Raw genomic sequence first — 22,075 nt, 5'->3', positions numbered from 1 at the left:
GCTACACATGACGGCAGGAGGATTCGGGCTTCCTCGGTATACGACGGCATACCCTACCCTTCGTCTCGTGGCCGCGCTATAGCGGCGCCGAACAGCGCTCAGGGGGAGTCCCGATGTCGAAGATCAAGGTTGAAAACCCCGTCGTCGAACTCGACGGCGACGAGATGACCCGGATCATCTGGGCGTTCATCAAGCAGAAGCTGATCCTGCCCTATCTCGACATCGACCTGAAGTATTACGACCTCGGCATCGAGGAGCGGGACCGCACCAACGACCAGGTCACGATCGACGCGGCTTATGCGATCAAGGAGCATGGCGTCGGCGTCAAATGCGCCACCATCACCCCCGACGAGGCGCGGGTGGAGGAATTCGGTCTCAAGCAGATGTGGAAGTCTCCCAATGGGACGATCCGCAACATCCTGGGCGGCGTGATCTTCCGCGAACCCATCATCTGCAAGAACGTCCCCCGCCTCGTGCCCCACTGGACCAAGCCGATCGTCGTCGGTCGCCACGCCTTCGGCGACCAGTACCGCGCCACCGACTTCCTGTTTCCCGGCAAGGGCACCCTGACCATCCGCTTTGTCGGGGATGACGGCCAGACCATCGAGAAGGAGGTGTTCCGCTCGCCCGGCCCCGGCGTGGCGATGGCGATGTACAACCTCGACGACTCCATCACCGACTTCGCCCGCGCCTCCTTCAACTACGGACTCGCACGCAACTTCCCGGTCTATCTTTCGACCAAGAACACAATCCTCAAGGCCTATGACGGCCGCTTCAAGGATCTCTTCCAGAAGGTCTTCGACGAGGAGTTCGCCGACGAGTTCAAGAAACGCGGCCTGACCTACGAACACCGCCTGATCGACGACATGGTGGCCTCTGCGCTCAAGTGGTCGGGCGGCTATGTCTGGGCCTGCAAGAACTACGACGGCGACGTGCAGTCCGACACCGTGGCGCAGGGCTTCGGCTCGCTGGGCCTCATGACCTCGGTCCTGATGACGCCGGACGGCAAGACGGTGGAGGCCGAGGCCGCCCACGGCACCGTGACCCGCCACTACCGCGAGCATCAGAAGGGCAAGGAGACCTCCACCAACTCGATCGCCTCCATCTTCGCCTGGACCGGCGGCCTCAAGCATCGCGCCAAGCTCGACAGCAATGCCGAACTGATGCGCTTCGCGGAGACGCTCGAACGGGTGACAGTCCAGGCGGTCGAGGACGGCTGGATGACCAAGGACCTCGCGCTGCTCGTGGGACCGGATCAGAAATGGCTGACCACGATGGGCTTTCTCGAGAAGGTGGACGAATACCTCAACCGCGCTCTGGCGGGATGAATGCGCCCGCGCCGGCCCCGCACGGCGTCCTAGACGATGTGCAGGGTCTGGCCGCCGGTGTGGTCCTCGCAGCCTTCGGCATCACGATCCTGACCCATCTGGGCCTCGTCACGGGCCAGACGGCGGGCCTCGCGGTGCTGATCTCCTATGCGACGGGCTGGCCGTTCGGCGCAGTGTTCTTCGTCGTCAACCTGCCCTTCTACTGGCTGGGCTGGCGACGCCTCGGTGGGGCCTTCGTGGTCAAGACCTTCGTGGCCGTCGCCGCCCTGTCCGGCCTGTCGGCCCTCATGCCCCGATGGGTCGGGTTCGCCTGGCTCGATCCCGTGTTCGGCGCAGCCCTGTTCGGGCTCGTCACGGGAGTGGGACTTCTCGCGCTGTTCCGCCACGGCGCCTCGCTCGGAGGTGTGGGGATCCTGGCGCTGCTGCTCCAGGATCGGACGGGCTTCCGGGCCGGCTGGACGCAACTGGCCTTCGATGTCGCGCTCTTCGGGGCGGCGCTGCTGCTGCTCGACTGGGCGACCGTGGCGATCAGCGCATGGGGCGCGCTGGTGCTGAACCTCGTCATCGCGATCAATCATCGCAAGGACCGCTATATCGGCTGATGCGAGATGGTCTGGAACAAACGGATGTTCTGCCTCGTTGATGACGTGCAGATGACGCGTCCGTGAGCGGACGCCATCAGAAAGGGCCACATATGCACGGAATCATCTACATCGTCGGACTCATCGTGGTCGTCCTGGCGATCCTGTCGCTTCTGGGGCTGCGCTGACCATGGCAGAACGGACCATCATCACGCCCGGCTCGGCCGGGGGCGGCGCAGGCCCCTATGTGGACTGGCCGGCCATCTTCGCCGGTGCGGTCGTCGCCACCGGCATCGGCATCGTCTTTGCAGGGTTCGGCGCGGCGCTGGGCCTGTCCGCCCTCTCCTTCCGGCCCGGCGAGGGCAGCGGAGTGGGCAGCCTGATCCTCACGGGCCTGTGGGCCCTGATCACGGTCATCGTGTCCTACGGCGCCGGCGGCTACATCGCCGGCCGCATGCGCCGCAAGGTCGAGGGGCTGACGGATGACGAATCGCAGGCCCGCGACAGCATCCAGGGCATGGTCGTCTGGGGCCTCGGGGTCATCGTCGGCGTCTGGTTCGCAGGCAGCGTCCTCGGCACGGCGGCGAATGCGGTCGGCAACGTGGCCGGCGGCGTGGCGCAGGCGGCCGGGGCGGCAGTGGGCGGCGCAGCCAGCGGGGCAGCGACCCTCGCCGACGACGGCGGCCTCGATCTGGGCAACTTCAACCCCATCGAAGCGGTCAACAACCGGCTGCTGCGCGGAACCGGCGTCCAGGTGGACCCCAACGCCACCGTCTCGCCCGTGGCCCGGGACGCCCTCTTCGACGTTGCCCGGACGGGCGAGATCACGCCCGAAAACCGTCAGATCCTGATCGAGGAAGTGGCACGCACCACCAACCTGTCGCCAGCCGAGGCCGAGGCGCGGGTCGATCAGGCCATCGCGGAGGTCAACCAGCTGCGCGCGGACGCGGAGCGGCAGGTCCGCGAGGCCGGAGAGGCCGCCCGGCGCAGCGCAGTGCTGACCGGCTTCCTGGTGGCGGCCGGATTCGCCATCGCCTTTGCCGCGGCCGCCTATGGTGCGGTCACGGGCGGTCGCCACCGCGACGAAGGTCGTCTCTGGAGGGGGTTCCGCTCCTACTGATCCTCGCCTATATGGGCCGCAAAGGGGGGGCGTCGCTGGCGGCGCCCCCCGTCTTTTCTGGATACGCCCCGGGAGAGCGGCATGGACATCCGCAACATTGCCATCATCGCGCATGTGGACCATGGCAAGACCACGCTCGTGGATCAGCTTCTTCGCCAATCCGGTGCATTCCGAGACAATCAGGCGGTGGCGGAACGGGCGCTCGACAGCAACGACATCGAGCGCGAGCGCGGCATCACCATCCTGGCCAAATGCACCTCGGTCGAGTGGAAGGGCACGCGCGTCAACATCGTGGACACGCCCGGCCACGCCGATTTCGGCGGCGAGGTCGAGCGCATCCTCTCCATGGTGGACGGGGTGGTGCTGCTGGTGGACGCGGCCGAGGGGCCGATGCCGCAGACCAAGTTTGTCACCGCCAAGGCGCTGGCGCTAGGACTGCGGCCCATCGTCGTCCTCAACAAGGTGGACAAGCCCGACGCCGAACCGGACCGCGCGCTGGACGAGTGCTTCGACCTCTTCGCGGCGCTGGGCGCGACGGACGAACAGCTCGACTTTCCGCATCTCTATGCCTCGGGCCGGGCGGGCTGGGCCGATCCGGACCTCGACGGGCCGCGGCAGGGGCTCGACGCCCTGTTCGACCTGATCCTGCGCCACGTTCCCTCGCCACGCCAGTTGGCGCAGCGCGACGCGCCCTTCCGGATGCTGGCCACCACGCTGGGGCACGATCCCTATCTGGGGCGCATCCTGACGGGACGGATCGAGTCCGGCACGATCCGCGCGGGCGAGACGGTCAAGGCGCTCTCCCGCTCGGGCGAGCGGATCGAGCAGTTCCGCGTCTCCAAGGTGCTGGCCTTCCGCGGTCTCGCGCAGCAGGGAATCGAGGTGGCCGAGGCTGGCGACATCGTGACCCTGGCCGGGATGTCCAGGGCGACCGTCGCCGACACGATCTGCGACCCCTCCATCGACATCCCCCTGCCCGCCCAGCCGATCGACCCGCCTACCATCTCCGTCACCTTCGGCATCAACGACTCGCCGCTGGCAGGGCGCGAGGGCAAGAAGCTTCAGAGCCGCGTCATCCGCGAGCGCCTGCTGCGCGAGGCCGAGTCGAACGTCGCCATCCGCGTGACCGACACGCCCGGCGGCGAGGCCTTCGAGGTCCACGGGCGCGGCGAGCTACAGATGGGCGTCCTGATCGAGAACATGCGCCGCGAGGGTTTCGAGCTGTCGATCTCGCGCCCCCGCGTCCTGTTCCGCGAGGAGAACGGCCAGCGCCTCGAACCGATCGAGGAGGTCACGATCGACGTGGACGACGAATATACCGGCGTCGTGGTCGAGAAGCTGACCGGCCCCCGCAAGGGCGAGCTCAAGGACATGCGGCCGGGCGGCGCGGGCAAGACGCGCATCGTGGCCCTTGTCCCCTCCCGCGGGCTGATCGGATATCAGGGCGAGTTCCTGACCGATACGCGCGGCACGGGCGTTCTCAACCGCCTGTTCCACGGCTGGGCTCCCTACAAGGGCGAGATCCAAGGCCGCAGGCAGGGCGTCCTCGTCTCGATGGAGAACGGGCAGGCCGTGGCCTATGCCCTCTGGAACCTCGAGGATCGGGGCCGGATGTTCATCAACCCGCAGGACCCGGTCTATGAAGGGATGATCATCGGGGAGCACAGCCGCGACAACGACCTGGAGGTCAATCCTCTCAAGGCGAAGAAGCTGACCAACATCCGCGCGGCCGGCAACGACGAGAACGTGCGCCTGACCCCGCCCGTCCAGATGACGCTCGAACAGGCCATCGCCTACATTCAGGACGACGAGCTGGTAGAGGTCACCCCCACGGCCATCCGGCTGCGGAAGCGCTACCTCGACCCTCACGAGCGCAAGCGTCAGGCCCGGGCCGGGTGATCGCGCCGATCGTCCGCGGAACGCCCGCGCTGACCAGCGGCGGTCCCGCCTGAGGATCGCGGGGCGACGGAACGACATCGTCCCGCAAGCGGTTGAACCGGCATCCCCAACGAGAGGAGATGTCATGACCCGCACCATCCTGACTGCCGCCGTCTTCACCCTCGGTGCGACGGCCGCCCTGGCCCGGCCGCCCGAGAACGCGCTGCCCCTCTCCGAGATCCTGGCTGCGATCGAGGCCGAGCCCAATTTCGGGTATTTCGACGAGATCGACTGGGACAACGACGACGGCGGTCACTGGGACATCGAGTACTACCTGACCGACGGCACCGAGGTGAACATCGAGGTGGACCCCGTCACCGGCGAGCGGCGCTGATCCAGGGGGGCAACGGCGGACGGCCGTTGCCCGATCCTGCCCCCCCGGCTTCAGGGTTGCGGCAGTTCCTCCACCACGACCATGTCGCGCTCGGCCGCGCCTCGGGCGAAGGCAAGCGCCTCCTGATATTCGGGGGAGGCATAGCAGGCCTGAGCAGCTTCGACGGACGGAAACCGGATCACCACATTGCGCGCCCTCGGGCGGCCCTCGAGATGGACGTGTCGTCCCCCGCGGTGCAGGAAGACACCGCCATGGGCCTCGATCGCGCCGGTCGCGCGCCGGGCGTATTCGGCGTAGCGATCCGGGTCGGTGACATGGACGTTGGCGATCCAGAGCGCGGTCATGCGGTCACTCCCTCGATGACGGTTTCGGCGGCACGGATGGCCGCATCGGCCTTGGCGGCGCTGCTGGCCCCTCCCTGCGCCATGTCCGGACGTCCCCCACCGCCGCGCCCGCCCAGTTCGGCCACTGCGGCGCGAACGAGGTCCACGGCGGACAGCCGGCCGACGAGGTCGTCGGTCACGCCGGCCGCCACCGCCGCCTTGCCGCCATCGTCGGCGATCAGGAGAATGGCGCCGGACCCCATTTCGGCCTTCATGCCGTCTATCAGCGCCGGAAGGTCGCGGCCCCTGACGCCCGAGAGCACCTGCGCCCGGAAGGCGACGCCGCGCACCTCGCGCTGCCGGGGCGGCGTCCCCCCTCCGCCCAGCGCCATCTGGCGGCGAAGCTGGGCCAGCTCGTTCTGGAGCGCGCGCCGTTCCTCGGCCAGCACGCGGACCCGGTCGACGAGTTCCGGGACGGGTACCTTGAGCGCCGCGGCCGCTTCCTGCAGGCGACGGTCCTGTTCGCGCAGGTGGCGCAGAGCAGCCTGGCCGGTGAGCGCCTCGACCCGGCGGACGCCGGCGGAGGAGGCGCTGTCGCCCAGAAGCACGAAGGCGCCGATGTCGCCGGTGCGCGCCACATGGGTGCCGCCGCAGAGTTCGATCGAATAGGTGGCACCGTCCGGTCCCTTGCCCGAGCCCGGCGCGCTTCCCATGGAGACCACGCGCACCTCGTCGCCGTACTTCTCGCCGAACAGGGCCTGGGCGCCCAGCGCGCGGGCCTCGTCCGGGGTCATCACCCGGGTCTCGACGGGGCTGTTCTGGCGGATGAAGGCGTTGACCTCCTCCTCGACGGCGGAAAGCTCCTCCGGCGTCAGGGCCTTGCCGTGCGTGAAGTCGAAGCGCAGGCGGTCGGGGGCGTTGAGGCTGCCGCGCTGGGCCACATGCTCGCCCAGCGCGCGGCGCAGCGCCTCGTTCAGCAGGTGGGTGGCGGAGTGGTTGGCGCGGATCGCGGCGCGACGCGGGCGGTCCACCTCGAGGGCCACGGCCTCGCCGGTGCGGAGGGTGCCGCGGGCGACGCGCACGCGGTGGGCAATCAGGCGCCCCTCGGCGAACTTCTGCGTGTCCTCCACGACGATCTCCGCGCCGTGGTCCGACAGGGGGCGAAGCCAGCCCGTGTCGCCGACCTGGCCCCCCGCCTCGGCATAGAAGGGCGTCTGGTTGGCGACGGCCCAGCCCGTCTCCCCCTCCTCAAGAGCATCCACAGGGATGCCGTCGCGGACGAGCGCGAGGACCTGCCCCTCGGCCCGCTCGGTCTCGTAGCCGAGGAACTCGGTCGCCCCGAGGCGGGCGGCGAGGTCGAACCACACGGCGGCGTCGCGCGCCTCGCCCGAGCCGGACCAGGAGGCGCGGGCGCGGGTCTTTTCCTCCTCCATCGCGGCCTCGAAGCCGGCGATGTCCACCGTCCGGCCCTTCTCGCGCAGCGCGTCCTGCGTCAGGTCGAGCGGGAAGCCGTAGGTGGAGTAGAGCCGGAACGCGGCCTCGCCCGGCAGGGGGGCGCCCTCGGGCAGGCGGGCCAGCTCCTCGTCGAGGAGGCGCAGGCCGCGGTCGAGCGTCTCGCGGAAGCGCGTCTCCTCGCGCCGGAGCGTGTCGGCGATCAGCGCCTCGCCCCGGACGAGTTCGGGATAGGCGGCACCCATCCCGCGCACGAGGGCGGGCACGAGGCGGTGCATGACGGGATCGCGCGCGCCCAGCATGGCAGCGTGGCGCATGGCGCGGCGCATGATGCGGCGCAGCACGTAGCCGCGCCCCTCGTTCGAGGGCATCACGCCGTCGGCGATCAGGAACGAGGTGGAGCGCAGGTGGTCCGCGATCACCCGGTGGTGGATGCGTCCCGGCCCGTCCGGGTCGGTCGAGGTGGCATGGGCCGACGCCTCGATCAGCGAGCGCAAGAGGTCGGTGTCGTAGTTGTCGTGCTTGCCCTGGAGCAGCGCGCCGATCCGCTCGAGCCCCATGCCCGTGTCGATGGAGGGGCGCGGCAGGTCGGTGCGCGAGCCGTCCTCGGCCTGCTCGAACTGCATGAAGACGAGGTTCCAGATCTCGATGAAGCGGTCGCCGTCCTCCTCGGGCGAACCGGGCGGGCCGCCCCAGATCGCGGGTCCGTGGTCGTAGAAGATCTCGGTGCAGGGGCCGCAGGGGCCGGTGGGGCCCATCATCCAGAAGTTGTCGCTGGTCGGGATGCGGATGATGCGCTCGTCCGGCAGGCCCGCGACCTTTTTCCAGATCGCTGCCGCCTCGTCGTCGGTGTGGAACACGGTGACGAGCAGGCGGTCGGGGGGAATGGCGAAGTCGCGGGTGAGCAGCTCCCACGCGAAGGGGATCGCGGCCTCCTTGAAGTAGTCGCCGAAGGAGAAGTTCCCCAGCATCTCGAAGAAGGTGTGGTGACGCGCGGTATAGCCCACATTGTCGAGGTCGTTGTGCTTGCCGCCGGCGCGGACGCATTTCTGCGCGGTGGTGGCGCGACGGTAGGGGCGCGTCTCGAGCCCGGTGAAGACGTTCTTGAACTGGACCATGCCGCTGTTGGTGAACATCAGCGTGGGGTCGTTGCGCGGCACCAGCGGCGACGACGCCACGACCTCGTGACCCTGGCGGGCGAAGAAGTCGAGAAAGGTCGAGCGAATGTCGGCGAGGCTGGTCATCGGTGTCCTGTGCGGTGGGTCGGCAGCGCGGGCGCACGAGTGTTAGTCGGCGCGCACGTCGCGGTCCAGTGGCCGCAGGTGTCGCACGGAGAGGTTAACGAACCGTTACACCACCGCGCGCACCGGGGCCGATTCGCGCAACACCTCCTCCCGGGCCCTGGCCTGCGCCGGACAGGGCGGACGTCCGGCGAGGAAGCGCTTGCGCGCCGGTGTGCGCCCGTGTCAGGTCCGCGCCGGCGCAGCGCGAGGGAGGGGGCCGCATGATCCACGACACGCCGGAATCCTGGCGCGCGGCGCCCGAGAAGCGGGTGGTGCTGTTCGGCATGTCCGGCCTGGGCAAGACGCATGTGGCCAAGGCGCTGCGCGCGACGGGACGGTGGTTCCACTATTCGGTCGATTACCGGATCGGGACGCGCTACATGGGCGACCACATCGCCGACAACGCCAAGCGCGAGGCGATGAAGGTGCCGTTCCTGCGCGAGCTGCTCCTGTCGGACTCGATCTATATCGGCTCCAACATCACCTTCGACAACCTGGACCCGGTCTCCACCTATCTGGGCAAGCCCGGGGACCCCGCGCGCGGCGGGCTGCCCTTTGCCGAGTACCGCCGCCGGCAGGACCAGTTCCGCGAGGCGGAGGTGGCGGCGCTGCTCGACACGCCGCACTTCATCGAACGGGCGCGGGACCTCTACGGCTATCCCCATTTCGTCTGCGACACGGGCGGGTCAATCTGCGAGTGGGTGGACCCCGAGGATCCCGAGGACCCGGTGCTGCGCACGCTGGCCGCGTCCTGCCTGCTGGTATGGATCGAGGGGTCGGAGGCGCATACGGCCGAGCTGGTCCGCCGCTTCGACCGGGCGCCCAAGCCGATGGCCTATCGCCCCGACTTCCTGTTGCGGATGTGGGAGAGCTATCGCGCCGAGACGGGGCTGCCCGAGGAGCGGGTGGACCCCGACGCATTCGTGCGCTGGACCTATGCGCGGGCGCTGGCGCACCGCCAGCCGCTCTATGCCGCGATGGCGCGGCGCTGGGGGGTCACGGTCCCGGCCGAGGTGATGGCGGCCGTGGAGGACGAGGAGTCCTTCGTGGACGCCGTGGCCGGGGCGATCGCGCGGCGGGGGCGCGAGGGGGGCGCTTGAAGGCCCCTGCCCTTCTGGCCTAGACACGCAGCCCTGCCGAGGATTGCTGCCCCATGCCGATCAAGCTGCCTGCCGACCTGCCCGCCTTCGATGTGCTCTCGCGCGAGGGGGTGATGGTGATGGCGGAAAGCCGGGCGGAGCGGCAGGACATCCGGCCGCTGCGCATCGGGCTGCTGAACCTGATGCCCAAGAAGATCCAGACGGAGACGCAGTTCGCCCGCCTGGTGGGGTCGACGCCGCTGCAGATCGAGCTGCAGCTGATCCGCATGACCGAGCACCAGACCCGCAACACGGCGGCCGCGCACATGGAGGCGTTCTATCGCCCCTTCGCCGAGGTGGCCGCGTCGGGCGAGAAGCTCGACGGGCTGATCGTGACGGGCGCGCCGGTCGAGCATCTGCCCTTCGAGGCCGTCACCTACTGGGACGAGTTGCGGCGCGTCTTCGACTGGACCCAGACGCATGTGCATTCGACCTTCGGCGTCTGCTGGGGCGGGATGGCGATGGCCTGGCACTTCCGGGGGGTCCCCAAGCACCTCCTCCCGGCCAAGGCCTTCGGCCTTTACCGGCACCGGGCGGTGCTGCCGACCTCGCCCTATCTGCGGGGGTTTTCGGACGATCTGCTTGTCCCCGTGAGCCGCTGGACCGAAGTGCGACGCGACGAGGCCGAGGCGGCGGGTCTTGTCACGCTGCTGGCCAGCGACGAGGTCGGACCCTGCCTGCTTGAGGACCGCGAGCACCGGGCGCTCTACATCTTCAACCACCTGGAATACGACAGCGACACGCTGAAGCAGGAATACGACCGCGACCGCGAGGCAGGCGCGGCGATCACGCTGCCGCGCGACTACTTTCCCGACGACGACCCCTCGCGCCCGCCGACGAACCGCTGGCGCAGCCATGCGCATCTGCTCTACGGCAACTGGATCAACGAGATCTACCAGACCACGCCCTACGAGCTGGAGGAGATCGGGCGCTGAGAGGCCGTTGCCGCCTCCGGGGCGGCAGGCCATGTATGGCGGGGGAGGACCCGCCATGGACGACGCCACACCGCACGAGGACCTGCCGTTCGACGGGGCGATCAGCCGCTACCTGCGCGAGGAGGCGCCCGACGAGATCCGGCAGGCGGTCGAGTCGGGCAACGGCCGGGCCGCGACCGTGCCACGGTTTCCCTACCCCGAGAAGATGCCGCGCGAGGCCTATGCGCAGGAGATGGCGCGCCTTCAGGTCGAGCTGGTCCGCCTTCAGGCTTGGGTGAAGGAGTCGGGCACGCGCGTGGTCGTGGTCTTCGAGGGGCGGGACGCGGCGGGCAAGGGTGGCAGCATCAAGGCCTTCACCGAGAACCTGAACCCGCGCACGGCCCGCATCGTCGCCCTGCCCGCCCCCACCGAGGCCGAGAAGGGGGAATGGTACTTCCAGCGCTATGTGCGCGAGCTGCCCACACGAGGCGAGATCGTGCTGTTCGACCGCTCATGGTACAATCGGGGAGTGGTCGAGCACGTCTTCGGCTTCTGCACCCCGGCCGAGCGCGCGCTGTGGTTCCGGCAGGTGGAGCCCTTCGAGCGGATGCTGGTGGAGGACGGCATCCTCCTGTTCAAGGTCTGGATCAATGTCGGGCGGGCCACGCAGCTCGAACGGATGCTCGCGCGCGAGCGCGACCCGCTCAAGCAGTGGAAGCTGAGCTGGATCGATGTGGAAGGGTTGCGGCGCTGGGGGTCCTATTCCGCCGCCATCACCGAGACGCTGGAGCGCACCGATCATGCGGCCGCGCGATGGATCGTGCTGCGGGGGGACGACAAGCGGCGCGCGCGGCTCAACCTCATCCGGGCGGTGCTGGGACCCATCCCCTATGCGCGCAAGGACCCCGCCGCCATCGGCGCGCTCGATCCGCTGATCGCGGGCGGGCCGGAACTGCGCCGGGGGGATGCGACCGGGTGCTGAAGCGCGGCTATCACCACGGCAACCTGCGGCAGGCGCTGGTCGAGGCCTGCCTGCGGCTGATCGCGGAGAAGGGGCCGACCGGCTTCACGCTGTCGGAAGCCGCGCGCGAGGCGGGCGTCACCCCGGCCGCCGTCTACCGCCATTTCGAGGGGCGCGACGACCTGATCGCCGAGGCGGCGCGGCAGGGCTACGAGATCTTCGCGGATCTTCTCGACTACGCCTATGCCGACGGCAAGCCCTCTGCCCTCGCGGCCTTCGAGGCGACCGGACGGGCCTATCTGGCCTTCGCCCGCAAGCATCCGGGCCATTACGTCGCGATGTTCGAATCGGGCGTCTCGATCCAGCAGACGCCCGAACTGGCACGCGCGGCGGGCCGAGCGATGGGCGTGATGGAGCGCGCGGCACGCGACCTCAGCCAGCACATCCCACCCGAGCGACGTCCGCCGCCGGCGATGTTCTGGGCCCATGTCTGGGCGCTCTCTCACGGCGTGGTCGAACTGTTCGCGCGCGGCACACCCGGCACGCGCAGCCCCTTTTCGCCCGAGGACCTGCTGGAGGCCGGGATCGGCGTCTATCTGCGGGGCCTGGGCCTCGTGCCGCCGGACCGCTGAGCGCGACCCTAGCGGCTGAGCACCACCAGCGACTTCTCGTCCCAGATGACCCCGACCGGCGTGCCCACGTCCAGCACCGGCCGGCCCATCAGGTTCTTCATGGAGATGGTCAGCGGCTCGGCCACGCCCTCGATGCGGACATCGTAATAGGTCATGTCGCCGTAATAGACCACCTCGTCCACGATGCCGGGCGCGACGCGGCCCTGCGGCTCCTCCCCCGGATAGACGATGGACAGCGTCTCGGGGCGGACCCCGAACGTCGTGGGGCCCGGGGTCGCTCCGGCCGGGGCCTGCTCGGGCGACACCTCGCCGCGGCCCAGACCCGCCACATCGACGAGGATGCGCTCGCCCGCCTCGTCCACGCGCCCCTCGAGGAAGTTCATCTTGCCGATGAAGCTGGCGACGCGGCGCGAGTTCGGGCGGCGATAGAGCGTCTCGGGGTCGGCCATCTGGGCAATCTCGCCCTCGAACATGACGGCGATGCGGTCGGACATGATCAAGGCCTCCTCCTGGTCGTGGGTGACGAGGATGAAGGTGATGCCGACATTGCGCTGGAGCTTGATGAGCTCCACCTGCATCGTTTCACGCATCTTCTTGTCGAGGGCGGAGAGCGGCTCGTCCAGAAGGAGGACCTTGGGCTGGAGGATCAACGCGCGCGCGAGCGCGACGCGCTGGCGCTGTCCCCCCGACAGGGCATGGGCGGCGCGGCCGCCATAGCCGCCGAGGCCCACCATCTCGAGCGCGTCGGCCACGGCGCGGGCCTTCTGCTCGCGCGGGCGGGGGTCGCGGCGCAGGCCGAAGGCCACGTTCTGGGCCACCGACAGGTGGGGGAAGATGGCGTAGCTCTGGAACACCATGTTGGTGGGGCGCAGGTTGGCGGGCACCCCCTGCATGTCGCGCCCGTCGATGCGCAGGGTGCCCTGAGAGGGCGCCTCGAAGCCGGCGATGGTGCGCAGGAGCGTGGTCTTGCCGCAGCCCGAGGGGCCGAGCAGCGAGAAGAACTCGCCCTTGCGGATCTCGAGGTCGATGCCGCGCAGGGCGTGATAGTCGCCGTAATGCTTGTGGATCCCCTTGAGCTCGATGAGGGCGGTCACAGAAGGCCTCCGGAGGTCTTGAGTCCCGCCCGCGCCGCGCCCCGGCGGCGGAACCATTCGGCAATGACGAGCAGCGTGAGCGAGAGCGTCACCAGAATCGTGCCGAGCGCCATGATGAGGGGGAGCGAATCGACGAAGCGGGTGAGGCTGTAGATGTAGACGGGCAGCGTCGGATTGGCGCCGGTCAGGAACTGGGCGAGCACGAAGTCGTCCATGGAGATGATGAAGCAGATCAGCAGCGACGACACGATGCCCGGCATCACGAGGGGCAGCGTCACGAGGCGGAACGCGCTCCAGCGGCTTTCGCCGAGGTCCATCGCCGCCTCCTCGAGCGAGGGGTCGAGCGCGGCGAAGGCGCCGTTGAGGATGGCGATGGAGAAGGGCACGCAGATCAGGGTGTGGGCCGCGATCACCGACCAGTTGGTGAGGGGCAGGTCGAAGACCTGGCGGATGACGATGAGCAGGGCCACGGCGATCACGATCTCGGGCAGGGCGATGGGCAGCATGATGAAGCCCAGCGCCGCGCGCTTGCCGGGAAAGCGCGCCATGGAGGCGGCGCGGGCCGCGCAGGTCCCCAAAAGCGTCGCGAGCACGGCGGTGACGGTGGCGATGAAGAGCGAGTTCTGCAGCGCCTGGTGCAGGGCGGGCGTGGTCCAGAGCCGCTCGAACCAGCGGGTGGAGAAGCCCGCGAGCGGAAAGGCGATGATGGCCGCGTCGTTGAAGGCGAAGATCGGCAGAAGCGCGATCGGCGCGAACAGGAACACGAGATAGACGATCGTGTAGATCCCGAGAAGGCGGCCCCGTCTCACGCGCGTCTCCTGAGCCAGCGGAAGAACACGAGACCGAACAGCGCGGCGACGAGGCCCACCACCATCATCACCACAAGGGCGAGCGCCGCGCCGAGCGGCCAGTTGTTGAGCTGGAGGAACTGGATCTGGATCATGTTGGCCGCCACCCGGCCCCCAGGCCCCCCCATCAGCTCGGGCGTGACGTAGTCGCCGATGACGGGGATGAACACGATCAGCAACGCGCCGACCACGCCGGGGATCGAGAGCGGCAGCGTCACGCGCAGGAAGGTGGTCAGGCGGTTCTCGCCCAGGTCCTGCGCGGCCTCGAGGAGGGAGCGGTCGATCTTCTCGAGCGCGACGTAGATGGGCAGGATCGCGAACACCGCATAGGCATGGGCCAGCGTGATGATGACCGAGTTCAGGTTGTAGAGGATGAAGGTCAACGGCTCGTCCACGATGCCGAGGCTGACGAGGGCGGTGTTCACCACGCCGTTGAAGCCCAGGATGATCCGCCACAGGAACACGCGGATGAGGTAGGACGTCCAGAACGGGATGGTGATGATGAACAGCCACAGCGCCTTGCGTTCGGGGCGGACGTGGAAGCTGACATAGTAGGCCACCGGATAGGCGAGCACGACCGTGACGAGCGTGACAAGGCTGGCCACGAGGAGCGATCGGCCGATCAGGGCCCCGAAGATGGGCTCGGTCGCGATGCGCTGGTAGTTCGCGGTGGTGAAGGTCGTGTCGAGGGCGACGCCCTGCTGCGTCATGAAGGAGATCAGGATCACCGCGCCGAGCGGGAAGGCCAGCAGCAGGAGCGTGTAGAGGAACGGAGGCGCAGTGAGGGCGGCCGCCCGCACACGCGGCGACGCGTCGAGAATCCCCATCCGGAAAACCTCATGCCCCCTGTCGGTCCCGGCGGGATGTTCACCGAAGATGGCGGAAGGTTCAACGGCCAAGTGGCACCGGCAGAGCGCTGTCCCGACGGCAAAGGGGCGGCCCGATGGCCGCCCCTGCAAGGATCTTCGATGACGGACGCTCAGCGCTTGGAGAACTGGAAGCTCCGGCGTGCCTTGCGCTTGCCGTACTTCTTGCGCTCCACCACGCGGGCGTCGCGGGTCAGGAAGCCCGCCGCCTTGAGCGCGGGGCGCAGGGCGGGGTCGTAGAGCTGCAGCGCCTTGGAGATGCCGTGCTTGACGGCGCCCGCCTGGCCCGACAGGCCGCCGCCGGCGACCGTGGCCATGACGTCGAACTGCCCCGTCACGCCGGCCACCTGGAAGGGCTGGCGCAGGATCATCTGGAGCACGGGGCGCGCGAAGTACGCGTTCATGTCCTTGCCGTTCACGGTGACCTTGCCCGAGCCGGGCCTGATCCAGACGCGCGCGGTCGCGTCCTTGCGCTTGCCGGTCGCGTAGGAGCGGCCCAGCTCGTCGCGGACGGGCTCGCGCACGGGGGCGGCGGCGGCTTCGGGCGCGGGGGCCGCGTCGGTGGCGCCGAGGTCTTCGAAGGATCGGATCTGGTCGGCCATCACGCGCTCCGGGTGTTCTTGGGGTTCATGGCGCGGACATCGAGCGGCTCGGGCTTCTGGGCCTCCATCCCGTGCTCGGCGCCGGCAAAGACGCGCAGGTGCGACAGCTGGCGGCGGGCCAGCGCGTTCTTGGGCAGCATGCGGCGGACGGCGTTCTCCACCACGCGCTCGGGGTGCTTGCCCTCGAGGATCTGGCCCTGGGTGCGGCCCTTGATGCCGCCCGGATGGCCCGTGTGCCAGTAGAAGGTCTTCTGGTTGCGCTTGTCGCCGGTGATCTGGACCTTGTCGGCGTTGATCACGATGACGTTGTCGCCCATGTCCATGTGGGGCGTGAAGGTCGGCTTGTGCTTGCCGCGCAGGCGGCTGGCGACGATCGAGGCAAGGCGGCCCAGGACGACGCCTTCGGCGTCGATCAGGATCCACTTCTTGTCGATGTCCGCCGGGGTGGCGGAAAAGGTCTTCATGGCTGGTCCCGGATCTGGAGCGGGACGGCGCCCGCGTCGGAGTGGGCGGGTTATACGGATTCGCACGCGCGCGTCAACGGCCCGGCCGAAGTCTTTTTCCGATCTGATCCCGCAACTTGCGCGACACGGTATCATTTTACCGCATCGGCGAGCCCGTAGATCGCGCCGAACTTGTCCCGCAGATAGTCCAGCAGGGGTCCCTCGCCCGGGCTCTCGCCGGTGGCGGCGCGGATCGTGTCGGCCCCCTCGCGCAGCGCGCCGTGCGTCTGGAGCCGCTCGCGCAGCCAGGTCAGGGCGGGTCCGGCATCCCCCCGGGCCAGATGCTCGTCGAGATCGGGAATGTCCCGGCGCAGCGCCACATGGAGGCATCCCGCATAGACGTTGCCCAGCGTGTAGGTGGGAAAGTAGCCGAAGAGCCCCACGGACCAGTGCACGTCCTGCAGCAGCCCGTGCGAAGGCCGGTCCACCGGAAAGCCGAAATCGGCCAGGAACCTGTCGTTCCACGCGGCCTCGAGGTCGGACACCTCCAGGTCGCCCCGCATCAGGGCGCGTTCCAGATCGAAGCGCAGCATGATGTGCAGGTTGTACTGGACCTCGTCGGCCTCCGTGCGCACATACCCGTCGCGCAGGGCGTTCAGGGCGGCGTGGAAGCTGTCGGCGTCGGCGATGCCGAATGCACCGAACAGGTCGCGCATCCGGCCGAACAGCCAGTCCGCGAAGCCGCGCGAGCGCCCGAGCTGGTTCTCGTAGAGGCGGCTCTGGCTCTCGTGCACGCCGAGCGAGGCCCCCTGCCCCACGGGGGTCAGCCGGTGCTCCTCGGCCACGTTCTGCTCGTAGGTGGCGTGACCCACCTCGTGGATGGTCGAGAAGATGCAGTTGAGCGGATCGTCGGCGCGGGTCCGCGTGGTGATCCGGACATCGAGCCCGGAGCCCGAGGAGAACGGGTGCACCGCCTTGTCGAGGCGGCCGCGGGACCAGTCGTAGCCGAAGACGGTGGCGACCTCGCGCGCCAGAGCCAACTGGGCCTCCTCGGGGAATGCGCCGGTCAGGACCGGCGGCGCGGGACGGTCGCGGATCGCGTCGCGCAGCGCGACCAGCGGCGGGCGCAGGGCGTCGAACAGGCGGGCAACCTCCGCTGCCGTGGTGCCCGGCTCGTAATCGGCCAGAAGGGCATCGTAGGGATCGCCCCCCTGCGCGATGGCGGCTCCCTCCTGCCGCCGCAGATCGACCACGTCGCGCAGGACCGGCAGAAAGGCCGCCACGTCCTCCGATTGCAGGCATTCGGCCCAGATCCCGTGCGCGCGGGAGGTGACGCGGGCGATCTCTGCCGCGAGATCCTCGGGCACGCGGCTGTCGCGGGCGAAGCGGCGGGCGATGTGGCGCAGGTTGGCCTCCTGCACCGGGTCGGCCGGACGCGCTGCCGCCAGCCACTCGCCGATCCGGGGATCGGTGCGCCGCTGGTGCAGCACGGCCTCGAGCGCGGCCATCTCCTCGGCCCGCTGGGGAGCGGCCGCGGGAGGCATCACCGTCTCCTGATCCCAGCCGAGACGGCCCATGACCTGAGCCAGCGCCTCGGTCCCGCGCTGGAACGCCATCAGCTCGGCATAGGCTCGGTCCATGCGGCGATCCTGTCGGAACGGGTCAGCCGCGCAGCGACACGGCGACGGGGTGACGGGCGAGGAAGCGGCCGCGGATCACGAGAACCCAGAGCAGAACGGCCACGGCCTGATGGGTGATCGCCACATGGAGCTGCGCCTGGCTCAGCACCGCCCAGATGCCCAGCAGGATCTGGAGCACGGTCGCGGCCAGCACGAGATGGAACGCGCGGCGCGTGACCGGGTGGGGAGAGCGACGCGCCCGCAGCCACACGATCACGGCGAGGATGGCGACCGCGTAGCCCGCCATGCGGTGGATGAACTGCACCGTGCCCGCATTCTCGAAGAAGTTCCGCCAGACGGGCGAGAGGGCCAGCGGATCGGGCGGCAGGAACCCGCCCCCCATGTCCGGCCAGGTCGGAAAGGCCCGCCCCGCGTCGATCCCGGCCACGAGCGCCCCCAGCACGATCTGGAGAAAGAGCAGGTGCATGAGCCCCGTCGAGGCGGAGAACAGCCGCGGCTCTCCCAGGCGGCGCGCGGCGATCAGGTCCGCCTCGCGCCGGCCCAGCAGGTTCACCTGCCAGGCGATGAGGCCGAGGATCAGGAAGGCCACGCCGAGATGCACCGCGAGCCTGTAGGAGGCAACCGCGATCATCCCCTCCTCCAGCCCCGACCGGACCATCCACCAGCCGATCGCGCCTTGCAGGCCGATCAGCGCGCCCACCACGAAGGTCCGCCGCACCCAGTCGCGCCCCATCCGGCCCGAAAGCCAGAAGAACAGGAATCCGGCGATCCAGACCAGTCCCACGATGCGGCCGAGGAAGCGGTGGCCCCATTCCCACCAGTAGATGACGCGGAACTCCTCCATCGTCATGCCGCGGTTGAGCAGCTGATACTGGGGGCTCGCCCGGTAGAGGTCGAACTCGCGCTGCCACTGCTCGTCCGAGAGCGGCGGGAGCGTGCCGGTGACGAGGTTCCATTCGGTGATCGACAGGCCCGAACCCGTCAGCCGCGTCAGCCCGCCGATGACGATCATCGCGACCACGAGAGCGAACAGCGCGATCAGCCAGGCGCGGATCAGCCCGCGCGAATCGCTGCGGCCCCGGTCGATGGCCCCTGCGGCGGTCACCGGCCGCTCGGCGGTGGCGACGTCCTCGAAGATGGTACGCGACTTCTGGGCCATGATGCGTGTCCTCCGGCGCGGCGGACCCTAATCGTCGGCCCTGCCCCCTTCAACCCGCCCGCCCCGCCCGGCCCATCGGACCATCTGACGCAGGATGCCGTGGAGCAGGCGCACGTCCTCCCCCGTGAGCGGCATCCGGCTCCAGAGATTGCGCAGCGCGCGCTTCATGCTGGTGGCCCGGTGCTCGGGCCAGAAGTAGCCCGCCGCCTCGAGCCGCTCCTCGTAGTGGCGCGCGAGATGCTCGATTTCCGCGCCGGTCGCCCAGGCGGCCCCCGCAAGGCCCTCATCGACGGGTGTGACCCGATGGGTGGCGCGGCGCCACTCGTAGGCCATGAGCAGGACGCATTGCGCCACGTTGAGCGACGGAAAGGCCGGGTTCACGTCCACGGTCACGATGGCGTTGGCGAGCACGACATCGTCGTTCTCGAGCCCCGCGCGCTCGGGGCCGAAGATCACCGCCGTCGGCTCGCCGCGTCCCGCGCGCTCGGCCATGTCGCGGGCCGCGGCCTCCGGGGTGTAGACGGGCTTGGTCATGTCGCGCGGACGCGCGGTCGTGGCATAGACCCGTGTCCGGTCGGCCAGCGCAGAGGGAAGGTCCGAATGCAGCGTGGCGCCCTCGAGCACCCGGCCCGCGCCGGAGGCCATCGCCACGGCGCGCGGGTTGGGCCAGCCGTCGCGCGGTGCCACCAGACGCATCCGGCTCAGGCCGAAGTTCCACATGGCCCGCGCGGCGGCACCGATGTTCTCGCCCATCTGGGGGCGGACGAGGACGAACACGGGCTCGGCATCGGGCCGGAGAGGACGGCTGGTCATGGCCCCCCGATAGCGGCCGCGCGCTCGCTTGCAAAGGCCGCACCCGCGCGCCAGAAGCGGCGGACGGCGGCCAGCACGAGCGGAGACGACCATGACCGACCAGCGCGACCGGCCCGGCATCGTCCTGGTCACGCCAGCCGAGATCGAGCTGTCCAGCTTCCCCGACCTCCTGTCGCGCACGCTCGACGCCGCGCCCGTGGCCTGCCTGCGGCTGGCCCTGTCCACTCGCGACGAAGGCCGCCTTGCGCGGGCGGCCGACAGCCTGCGCGAGATCGCGCATGCCCGGGACATCCCGCTGGTGATCGAGAGCCACCTGCTGCTGGTCCGGCGGCTGGGTCTCGACGGGGTTCATCTGCTCGACGGCGCCCGTTCGGTCCGGCGCGCTCGCAAGGAACTCGGGGCCGATGCGATCGTGGGGGCGCTCTGCGGCGTCTCGCGTCACGACGGCATGACCGCAGGAGAGATCGGCGCCGACTACGTGAGCTTCGGACCCGTGGGCGCCACCGCCCTCGGCGACGGCCGCCGCGCGGAGCGCGACCTGTTCGCATGGTGGTCGGAGATGATCGAGATTCCCGTCGTCGCCGAGGGCGGTCTGGACGAGGACGGCATCGCCGCCCTCGCTCCGGTGGCCGACTTCTTCGCCCTGGGCGAGGAGGTCTGGGCGCACGCGGACCCTCCGGCGCGCCTCGCGGCCCTGCACGCGGCGATGGCCTAGAGCGCCGAGCGCACGGCGCGTTCCGCCGCCGCGGCGAGCGTCTTGCGGTCCTGCCCCCGCGCGGGGATCGGCCGGTGGAGCACGACCTCCACCTGCCCGCCAGGCGCAGCCAGCACGGCCAGCGCGTGCGGCCCGAAGGCCGCATCGCCCCACCAGGCGTGAAGCGGTGCCTCACCCTCGTGCGCAGGGCGCCAGCGCAGGGTGATCGGCTGGAGGGCGGCGTCCGGCGGCACGAGCGGATGCCCGAGCGCGGCGAACAGGGCGGAGCGGAAGCGCAGGACGCGCCGCCCGTCGGTCGATGTGCCTTCGGGGAACAGCAGGGGTCTCTGGCCGAGGGCAATCCGCCGGGCGATCGCGGCGGCCTGATCCGCGGCCTGACTGCGCGCCTCGCGCCGGACGAACAGCGTTCCCGTGGCGCGGGCCAGCAGCCCGATGCCGGGCCAGTGCGCCACTTCGGCCTTGGAGACGAAGACCACCGGCGCCACGGCGTTCAGCACGAAGATGTCGAGCCAGGAGGCGTGGTTGGCCACCGCCAGTCCCGGCCCCGTCATGGGCGCGCCTGTCCGCCGGACCCGCAGGCCGAGGAGCGGCAGCGCCATGCGGCAGACCGCGACCGTCACCCAGGGGGTGGCAGGCCTACGCGGACCGCAGACCAGCGCCTCGGGCAGGCGCAGCGCCGACTTGACCGCCAGCCCGAGCGTCAGCAGGCCGATCACGAGAGGGGCCCGCACCGCCAGCCGCAGCCAGCCCGCGAGTCCCGGCCGCGCGGGAGGGGGTGCCGGCAGCCCGGTCCAGGTCAGGCTCATCGGCGGGCGCAGGACGGGGCATAGATCGCCCGCGCGCGTGCCCCGATCCCCCGCGCGCGCAGGACGACGCAGACATCGAGGCAGGCGAAATCGTCGTCCAGGCAGGCGCCCTCGCCCACGGTGGCGCCCAGGCGCAGATAGGCCTTGAGAAGCGGCGGCATCCCAAGGACGGCGGCGCGCCGGTCGAGCGGGCGGCGCCCGATCCGGTCCATCGCGATGGGCCGGAGCGAACGGGGCCGCAGGCCGGCCGGCGAGAGGTGGTGGCGGGCCAGACAGGTCAGCGGCTGGGCGACCGCCTCGGGGTCGCGGCCGTGGAACGAGGCCAGGCCGATCAGCAGGTCGGCGCCGTCCGCGTCCACGAAGGCACCCAGCGCCTGCCAGAGGCGATGCATGGCGGCCCCGCCGCGATGGCCGGGGCACAGGCAGGTCCGACCCACCTCGAGCAGGCGCTGGCCGGAGCGCCGCAGCGGCGCGATGTCGAACTCGTCCTCCGTGCCGAAGCGGCCGGCCTCGGCTGCGCCCTCGGCGGTGAGGATGCGCAAGGTGGCCACAGGTTCGGGTCCGCTGAGGGAATCGAAGAGCAGCAGATGGCGGCAGAACGGATCGTAGCGATCACGCTCGAGCCGCCGGACGGGGTCAGTCAGCGCGCCGCCCCGGACCCCCATCTCCTCGACGAAGATGCGGTAGCGAAGCGCCTGCGCCGCCCGCAGATCGGTCTCCGTGGCAGCCATCCTGACGCTGTAGCGGGGAAGCTCGCGCGACATGGTCCTGTCCGTTTTTTCTCTGCCTACTCGCTTTCATGGCGAAGCACGTTAACGATTCCGCAACCTTTGGCTGCGATGATGGGGCGGGACAGGTCAGGATGGCTCCGGACCGGTCGAGATCAGGAGAAGGGGAACCTCCGTGCCGTCCAGCACCAGCTTGCCCAGTTCGGGAAACATCACGGTGACATGGGTCCCGATGACGGACTGGACCTGCCCCCTGCCCCAGTCGGGCCGGTCGCGGTGCGCCACGATCATGCCGGGCGCCAGGATCGCCAGGATGTCGCTCATCGTTCCCCGCCTGTCGTGCCTGCCGCCAAGGT

The 22,075-nt window shown here is 69.9% G+C and carries 23 protein-coding genes; 10 read left to right on the top strand and 13 right to left on the bottom strand.

What is annotated here, in order from left to right:
- Positions 1–113 precede the first annotated feature (113 nt).
- The 5 genes from GT358_RS08310 to GT358_RS08290 all read left to right on the top strand — a co-directional run bounded on the left by GT358_RS08310 (position 114) and on the right by GT358_RS08290 (position 5,301).
- Positions 114–1,328 (top strand): NADP-dependent isocitrate dehydrogenase, encoded by a 1,215-nt coding sequence (locus GT358_RS08310; protein ID WP_166582147.1) that lies wholly within the window; start codon positions 114–116, stop codon positions 1,326–1,328.
- Entirely contained in the window at positions 1,325–1,930 is a 606-nt protein-coding gene (locus tag GT358_RS08305; protein ID WP_166582146.1) for a YitT family protein, read from the top strand. Before GT358_RS08310 ends, GT358_RS08305 begins: the two co-directional genes overlap by 4 nt.
- 169 nt (positions 1,931–2,099) lie before the next feature.
- On the top strand, positions 2,100–3,029 hold the full coding sequence (locus tag GT358_RS08300) for a hypothetical protein (protein ID WP_166582145.1): 930 nt from the start codon (positions 2,100–2,102) through the stop codon (positions 3,027–3,029).
- Between the two features lie 81 nt (positions 3,030–3,110).
- Positions 3,111–4,928: a translational GTPase TypA gene (gene typA / locus GT358_RS08295; protein ID WP_166582144.1), complete on the top strand. Its 1,818-nt coding sequence runs from the start codon at positions 3,111–3,113 to the stop codon at positions 4,926–4,928.
- A 124-nt stretch (positions 4,929–5,052) separates the two neighbouring features.
- Complete coding sequence (locus tag GT358_RS08290) at positions 5,053–5,301, top strand: PepSY domain-containing protein (protein ID WP_166582143.1); 249 nt, start codon at positions 5,053–5,055, stop codon at positions 5,299–5,301.
- A 50-nt stretch (positions 5,302–5,351) separates the two neighbouring features.
- Here GT358_RS08290 and GT358_RS08285 read toward each other — a convergent pair whose 3' ends face one another.
- Together GT358_RS08285 and alaS are read right to left on the bottom strand one after the other, a co-directional pair.
- Positions 5,352–5,645 (bottom strand): DUF1330 domain-containing protein, encoded by a 294-nt coding sequence (locus GT358_RS08285; protein ID WP_166582142.1) that lies wholly within the window; start codon positions 5,643–5,645, stop codon positions 5,352–5,354.
- Positions 5,642–8,320, bottom strand: coding sequence for an alanine--tRNA ligase (alaS, locus tag GT358_RS08280; RefSeq protein WP_166582141.1), 2,679 nt, complete (start codon positions 8,318–8,320; stop codon positions 5,642–5,644). Before alaS ends, GT358_RS08285 begins: the two co-directional genes overlap by 4 nt.
- A gap of 260 nt (positions 8,321–8,580) precedes the next feature.
- Between alaS and GT358_RS08275 the strand changes: the two genes are divergently transcribed.
- Genes GT358_RS08275 through GT358_RS08260 form a run of 4 tightly spaced genes read left to right on the top strand, consistent with a single transcriptional unit; the run spans position 8,581 to position 12,005 of the window.
- Positions 8,581–9,459, top strand: coding sequence for an ATPase (locus tag GT358_RS08275; RefSeq protein ID WP_166582140.1), 879 nt, complete (start codon positions 8,581–8,583; stop codon positions 9,457–9,459).
- Positions 9,460–9,512: 53 nt separating this feature from the next.
- Entirely contained in the window at positions 9,513–10,433 is a 921-nt protein-coding gene (gene metA / locus GT358_RS08270) for a homoserine O-succinyltransferase (protein WP_166582139.1), read from the top strand.
- Positions 10,434–10,488: 55 nt separating this feature from the next.
- Positions 10,489–11,394: a polyphosphate kinase 2 gene (gene ppk2 / locus GT358_RS08265; protein WP_166582138.1), complete on the top strand. Its 906-nt coding sequence runs from the start codon at positions 10,489–10,491 to the stop codon at positions 11,392–11,394.
- Positions 11,388–12,005, top strand: a complete 618-nt coding sequence (locus GT358_RS08260) for a TetR/AcrR family transcriptional regulator (RefSeq protein ID WP_166582137.1) — start codon at positions 11,388–11,390, stop codon at positions 12,003–12,005. Before ppk2 ends, GT358_RS08260 begins: the two co-directional genes overlap by 7 nt.
- Positions 12,006–12,013: 8 nt before the next feature.
- Here GT358_RS08260 and GT358_RS08255 read toward each other — a convergent pair whose 3' ends face one another.
- The 8 genes from GT358_RS08255 to GT358_RS08220 all read right to left on the bottom strand — a co-directional run bounded on the left by GT358_RS08255 (position 12,014) and on the right by GT358_RS08220 (position 19,470).
- Positions 12,014–13,099: an ABC transporter ATP-binding protein gene (locus GT358_RS08255; protein WP_371416251.1), complete on the bottom strand. Its 1,086-nt coding sequence runs from the start codon at positions 13,097–13,099 to the stop codon at positions 12,014–12,016.
- On the bottom strand, positions 13,096–13,908 hold the full coding sequence (locus GT358_RS08250; protein ID WP_166582135.1) for an ABC transporter permease: 813 nt from the start codon (positions 13,906–13,908) through the stop codon (positions 13,096–13,098). The genes GT358_RS08255 and GT358_RS08250 overlap by 4 nt, the downstream gene beginning before the upstream one ends.
- Positions 13,905–14,774: an ABC transporter permease gene (locus GT358_RS08245; RefSeq protein ID WP_166582134.1), complete on the bottom strand. Its 870-nt coding sequence runs from the start codon at positions 14,772–14,774 to the stop codon at positions 13,905–13,907. Before GT358_RS08245 ends, GT358_RS08250 begins: the two co-directional genes overlap by 4 nt.
- A 152-nt stretch (positions 14,775–14,926) precedes the next feature.
- A complete protein-coding gene (rpsI, locus tag GT358_RS08240) occupies positions 14,927–15,415 on the bottom strand; it encodes a 30S ribosomal protein S9 (RefSeq protein ID WP_166582133.1) in 489 nt (162 codons plus the stop codon).
- Complete coding sequence (gene rplM, locus GT358_RS08235; RefSeq protein ID WP_166582132.1) at positions 15,415–15,879, bottom strand: 50S ribosomal protein L13; 465 nt, start codon at positions 15,877–15,879, stop codon at positions 15,415–15,417. Before rplM ends, rpsI begins: the two co-directional genes overlap by 1 nt.
- A gap of 131 nt (positions 15,880–16,010) precedes the next feature.
- Positions 16,011–17,498: a carboxypeptidase M32 gene (locus tag GT358_RS08230; protein ID WP_166582131.1), complete on the bottom strand. Its 1,488-nt coding sequence runs from the start codon at positions 17,496–17,498 to the stop codon at positions 16,011–16,013.
- 22 nt (positions 17,499–17,520) lie between these two features.
- Positions 17,521–18,657: a heme A synthase gene (gene ctaA, locus GT358_RS08225; protein ID WP_166582130.1), complete on the bottom strand. Its 1,137-nt coding sequence runs from the start codon at positions 18,655–18,657 to the stop codon at positions 17,521–17,523.
- A 27-nt stretch (positions 18,658–18,684) separates the two neighbouring features.
- Positions 18,685–19,470: an RNA methyltransferase gene (locus GT358_RS08220; RefSeq protein WP_166582129.1), complete on the bottom strand. Its 786-nt coding sequence runs from the start codon at positions 19,468–19,470 to the stop codon at positions 18,685–18,687.
- Positions 19,471–19,561: 91 nt separating this feature from the next.
- Here GT358_RS08220 and GT358_RS08215 point away from each other — a divergent pair, with 91 nt between their 5' ends.
- Complete coding sequence (locus GT358_RS08215) at positions 19,562–20,185, top strand: thiamine phosphate synthase (RefSeq protein ID WP_166582128.1); 624 nt, start codon at positions 19,562–19,564, stop codon at positions 20,183–20,185.
- Here GT358_RS08215 and GT358_RS08210 read toward each other — a convergent pair.
- The 3 genes from GT358_RS08210 to GT358_RS08200 all read right to left on the bottom strand — a co-directional run bounded on the left by GT358_RS08210 (position 20,182) and on the right by GT358_RS08200 (position 22,043).
- Complete coding sequence (locus GT358_RS08210) at positions 20,182–20,991, bottom strand: 1-acyl-sn-glycerol-3-phosphate acyltransferase (protein WP_166582127.1); 810 nt, start codon at positions 20,989–20,991, stop codon at positions 20,182–20,184. The two genes, GT358_RS08215 and GT358_RS08210, sit on opposite strands and share 4 nt — an antisense overlap.
- Entirely contained in the window at positions 20,988–21,755 is a 768-nt protein-coding gene (locus tag GT358_RS08205) for a GNAT family N-acetyltransferase (RefSeq protein WP_166582126.1), read from the bottom strand. Before GT358_RS08205 ends, GT358_RS08210 begins: the two co-directional genes overlap by 4 nt.
- A 93-nt stretch (positions 21,756–21,848) precedes the next feature.
- Entirely contained in the window at positions 21,849–22,043 is a 195-nt protein-coding gene (locus GT358_RS08200; protein WP_166582125.1) for a DUF3553 domain-containing protein, read from the bottom strand.
- Positions 22,044–22,075 lie beyond the last annotated feature (32 nt).

This window comes from Rubellimicrobium sp. CFH 75288, from assembly GCF_009904055.1.
In the GTDB taxonomy this organism is placed as follows: Bacteria; Pseudomonadota; Alphaproteobacteria; order Rhodobacterales; family Rhodobacteraceae; genus Rubellimicrobium.
Note: the sequence above shows the minus strand (reverse complement) of the source record. Positions and strands in the feature narration are given on the sequence as shown.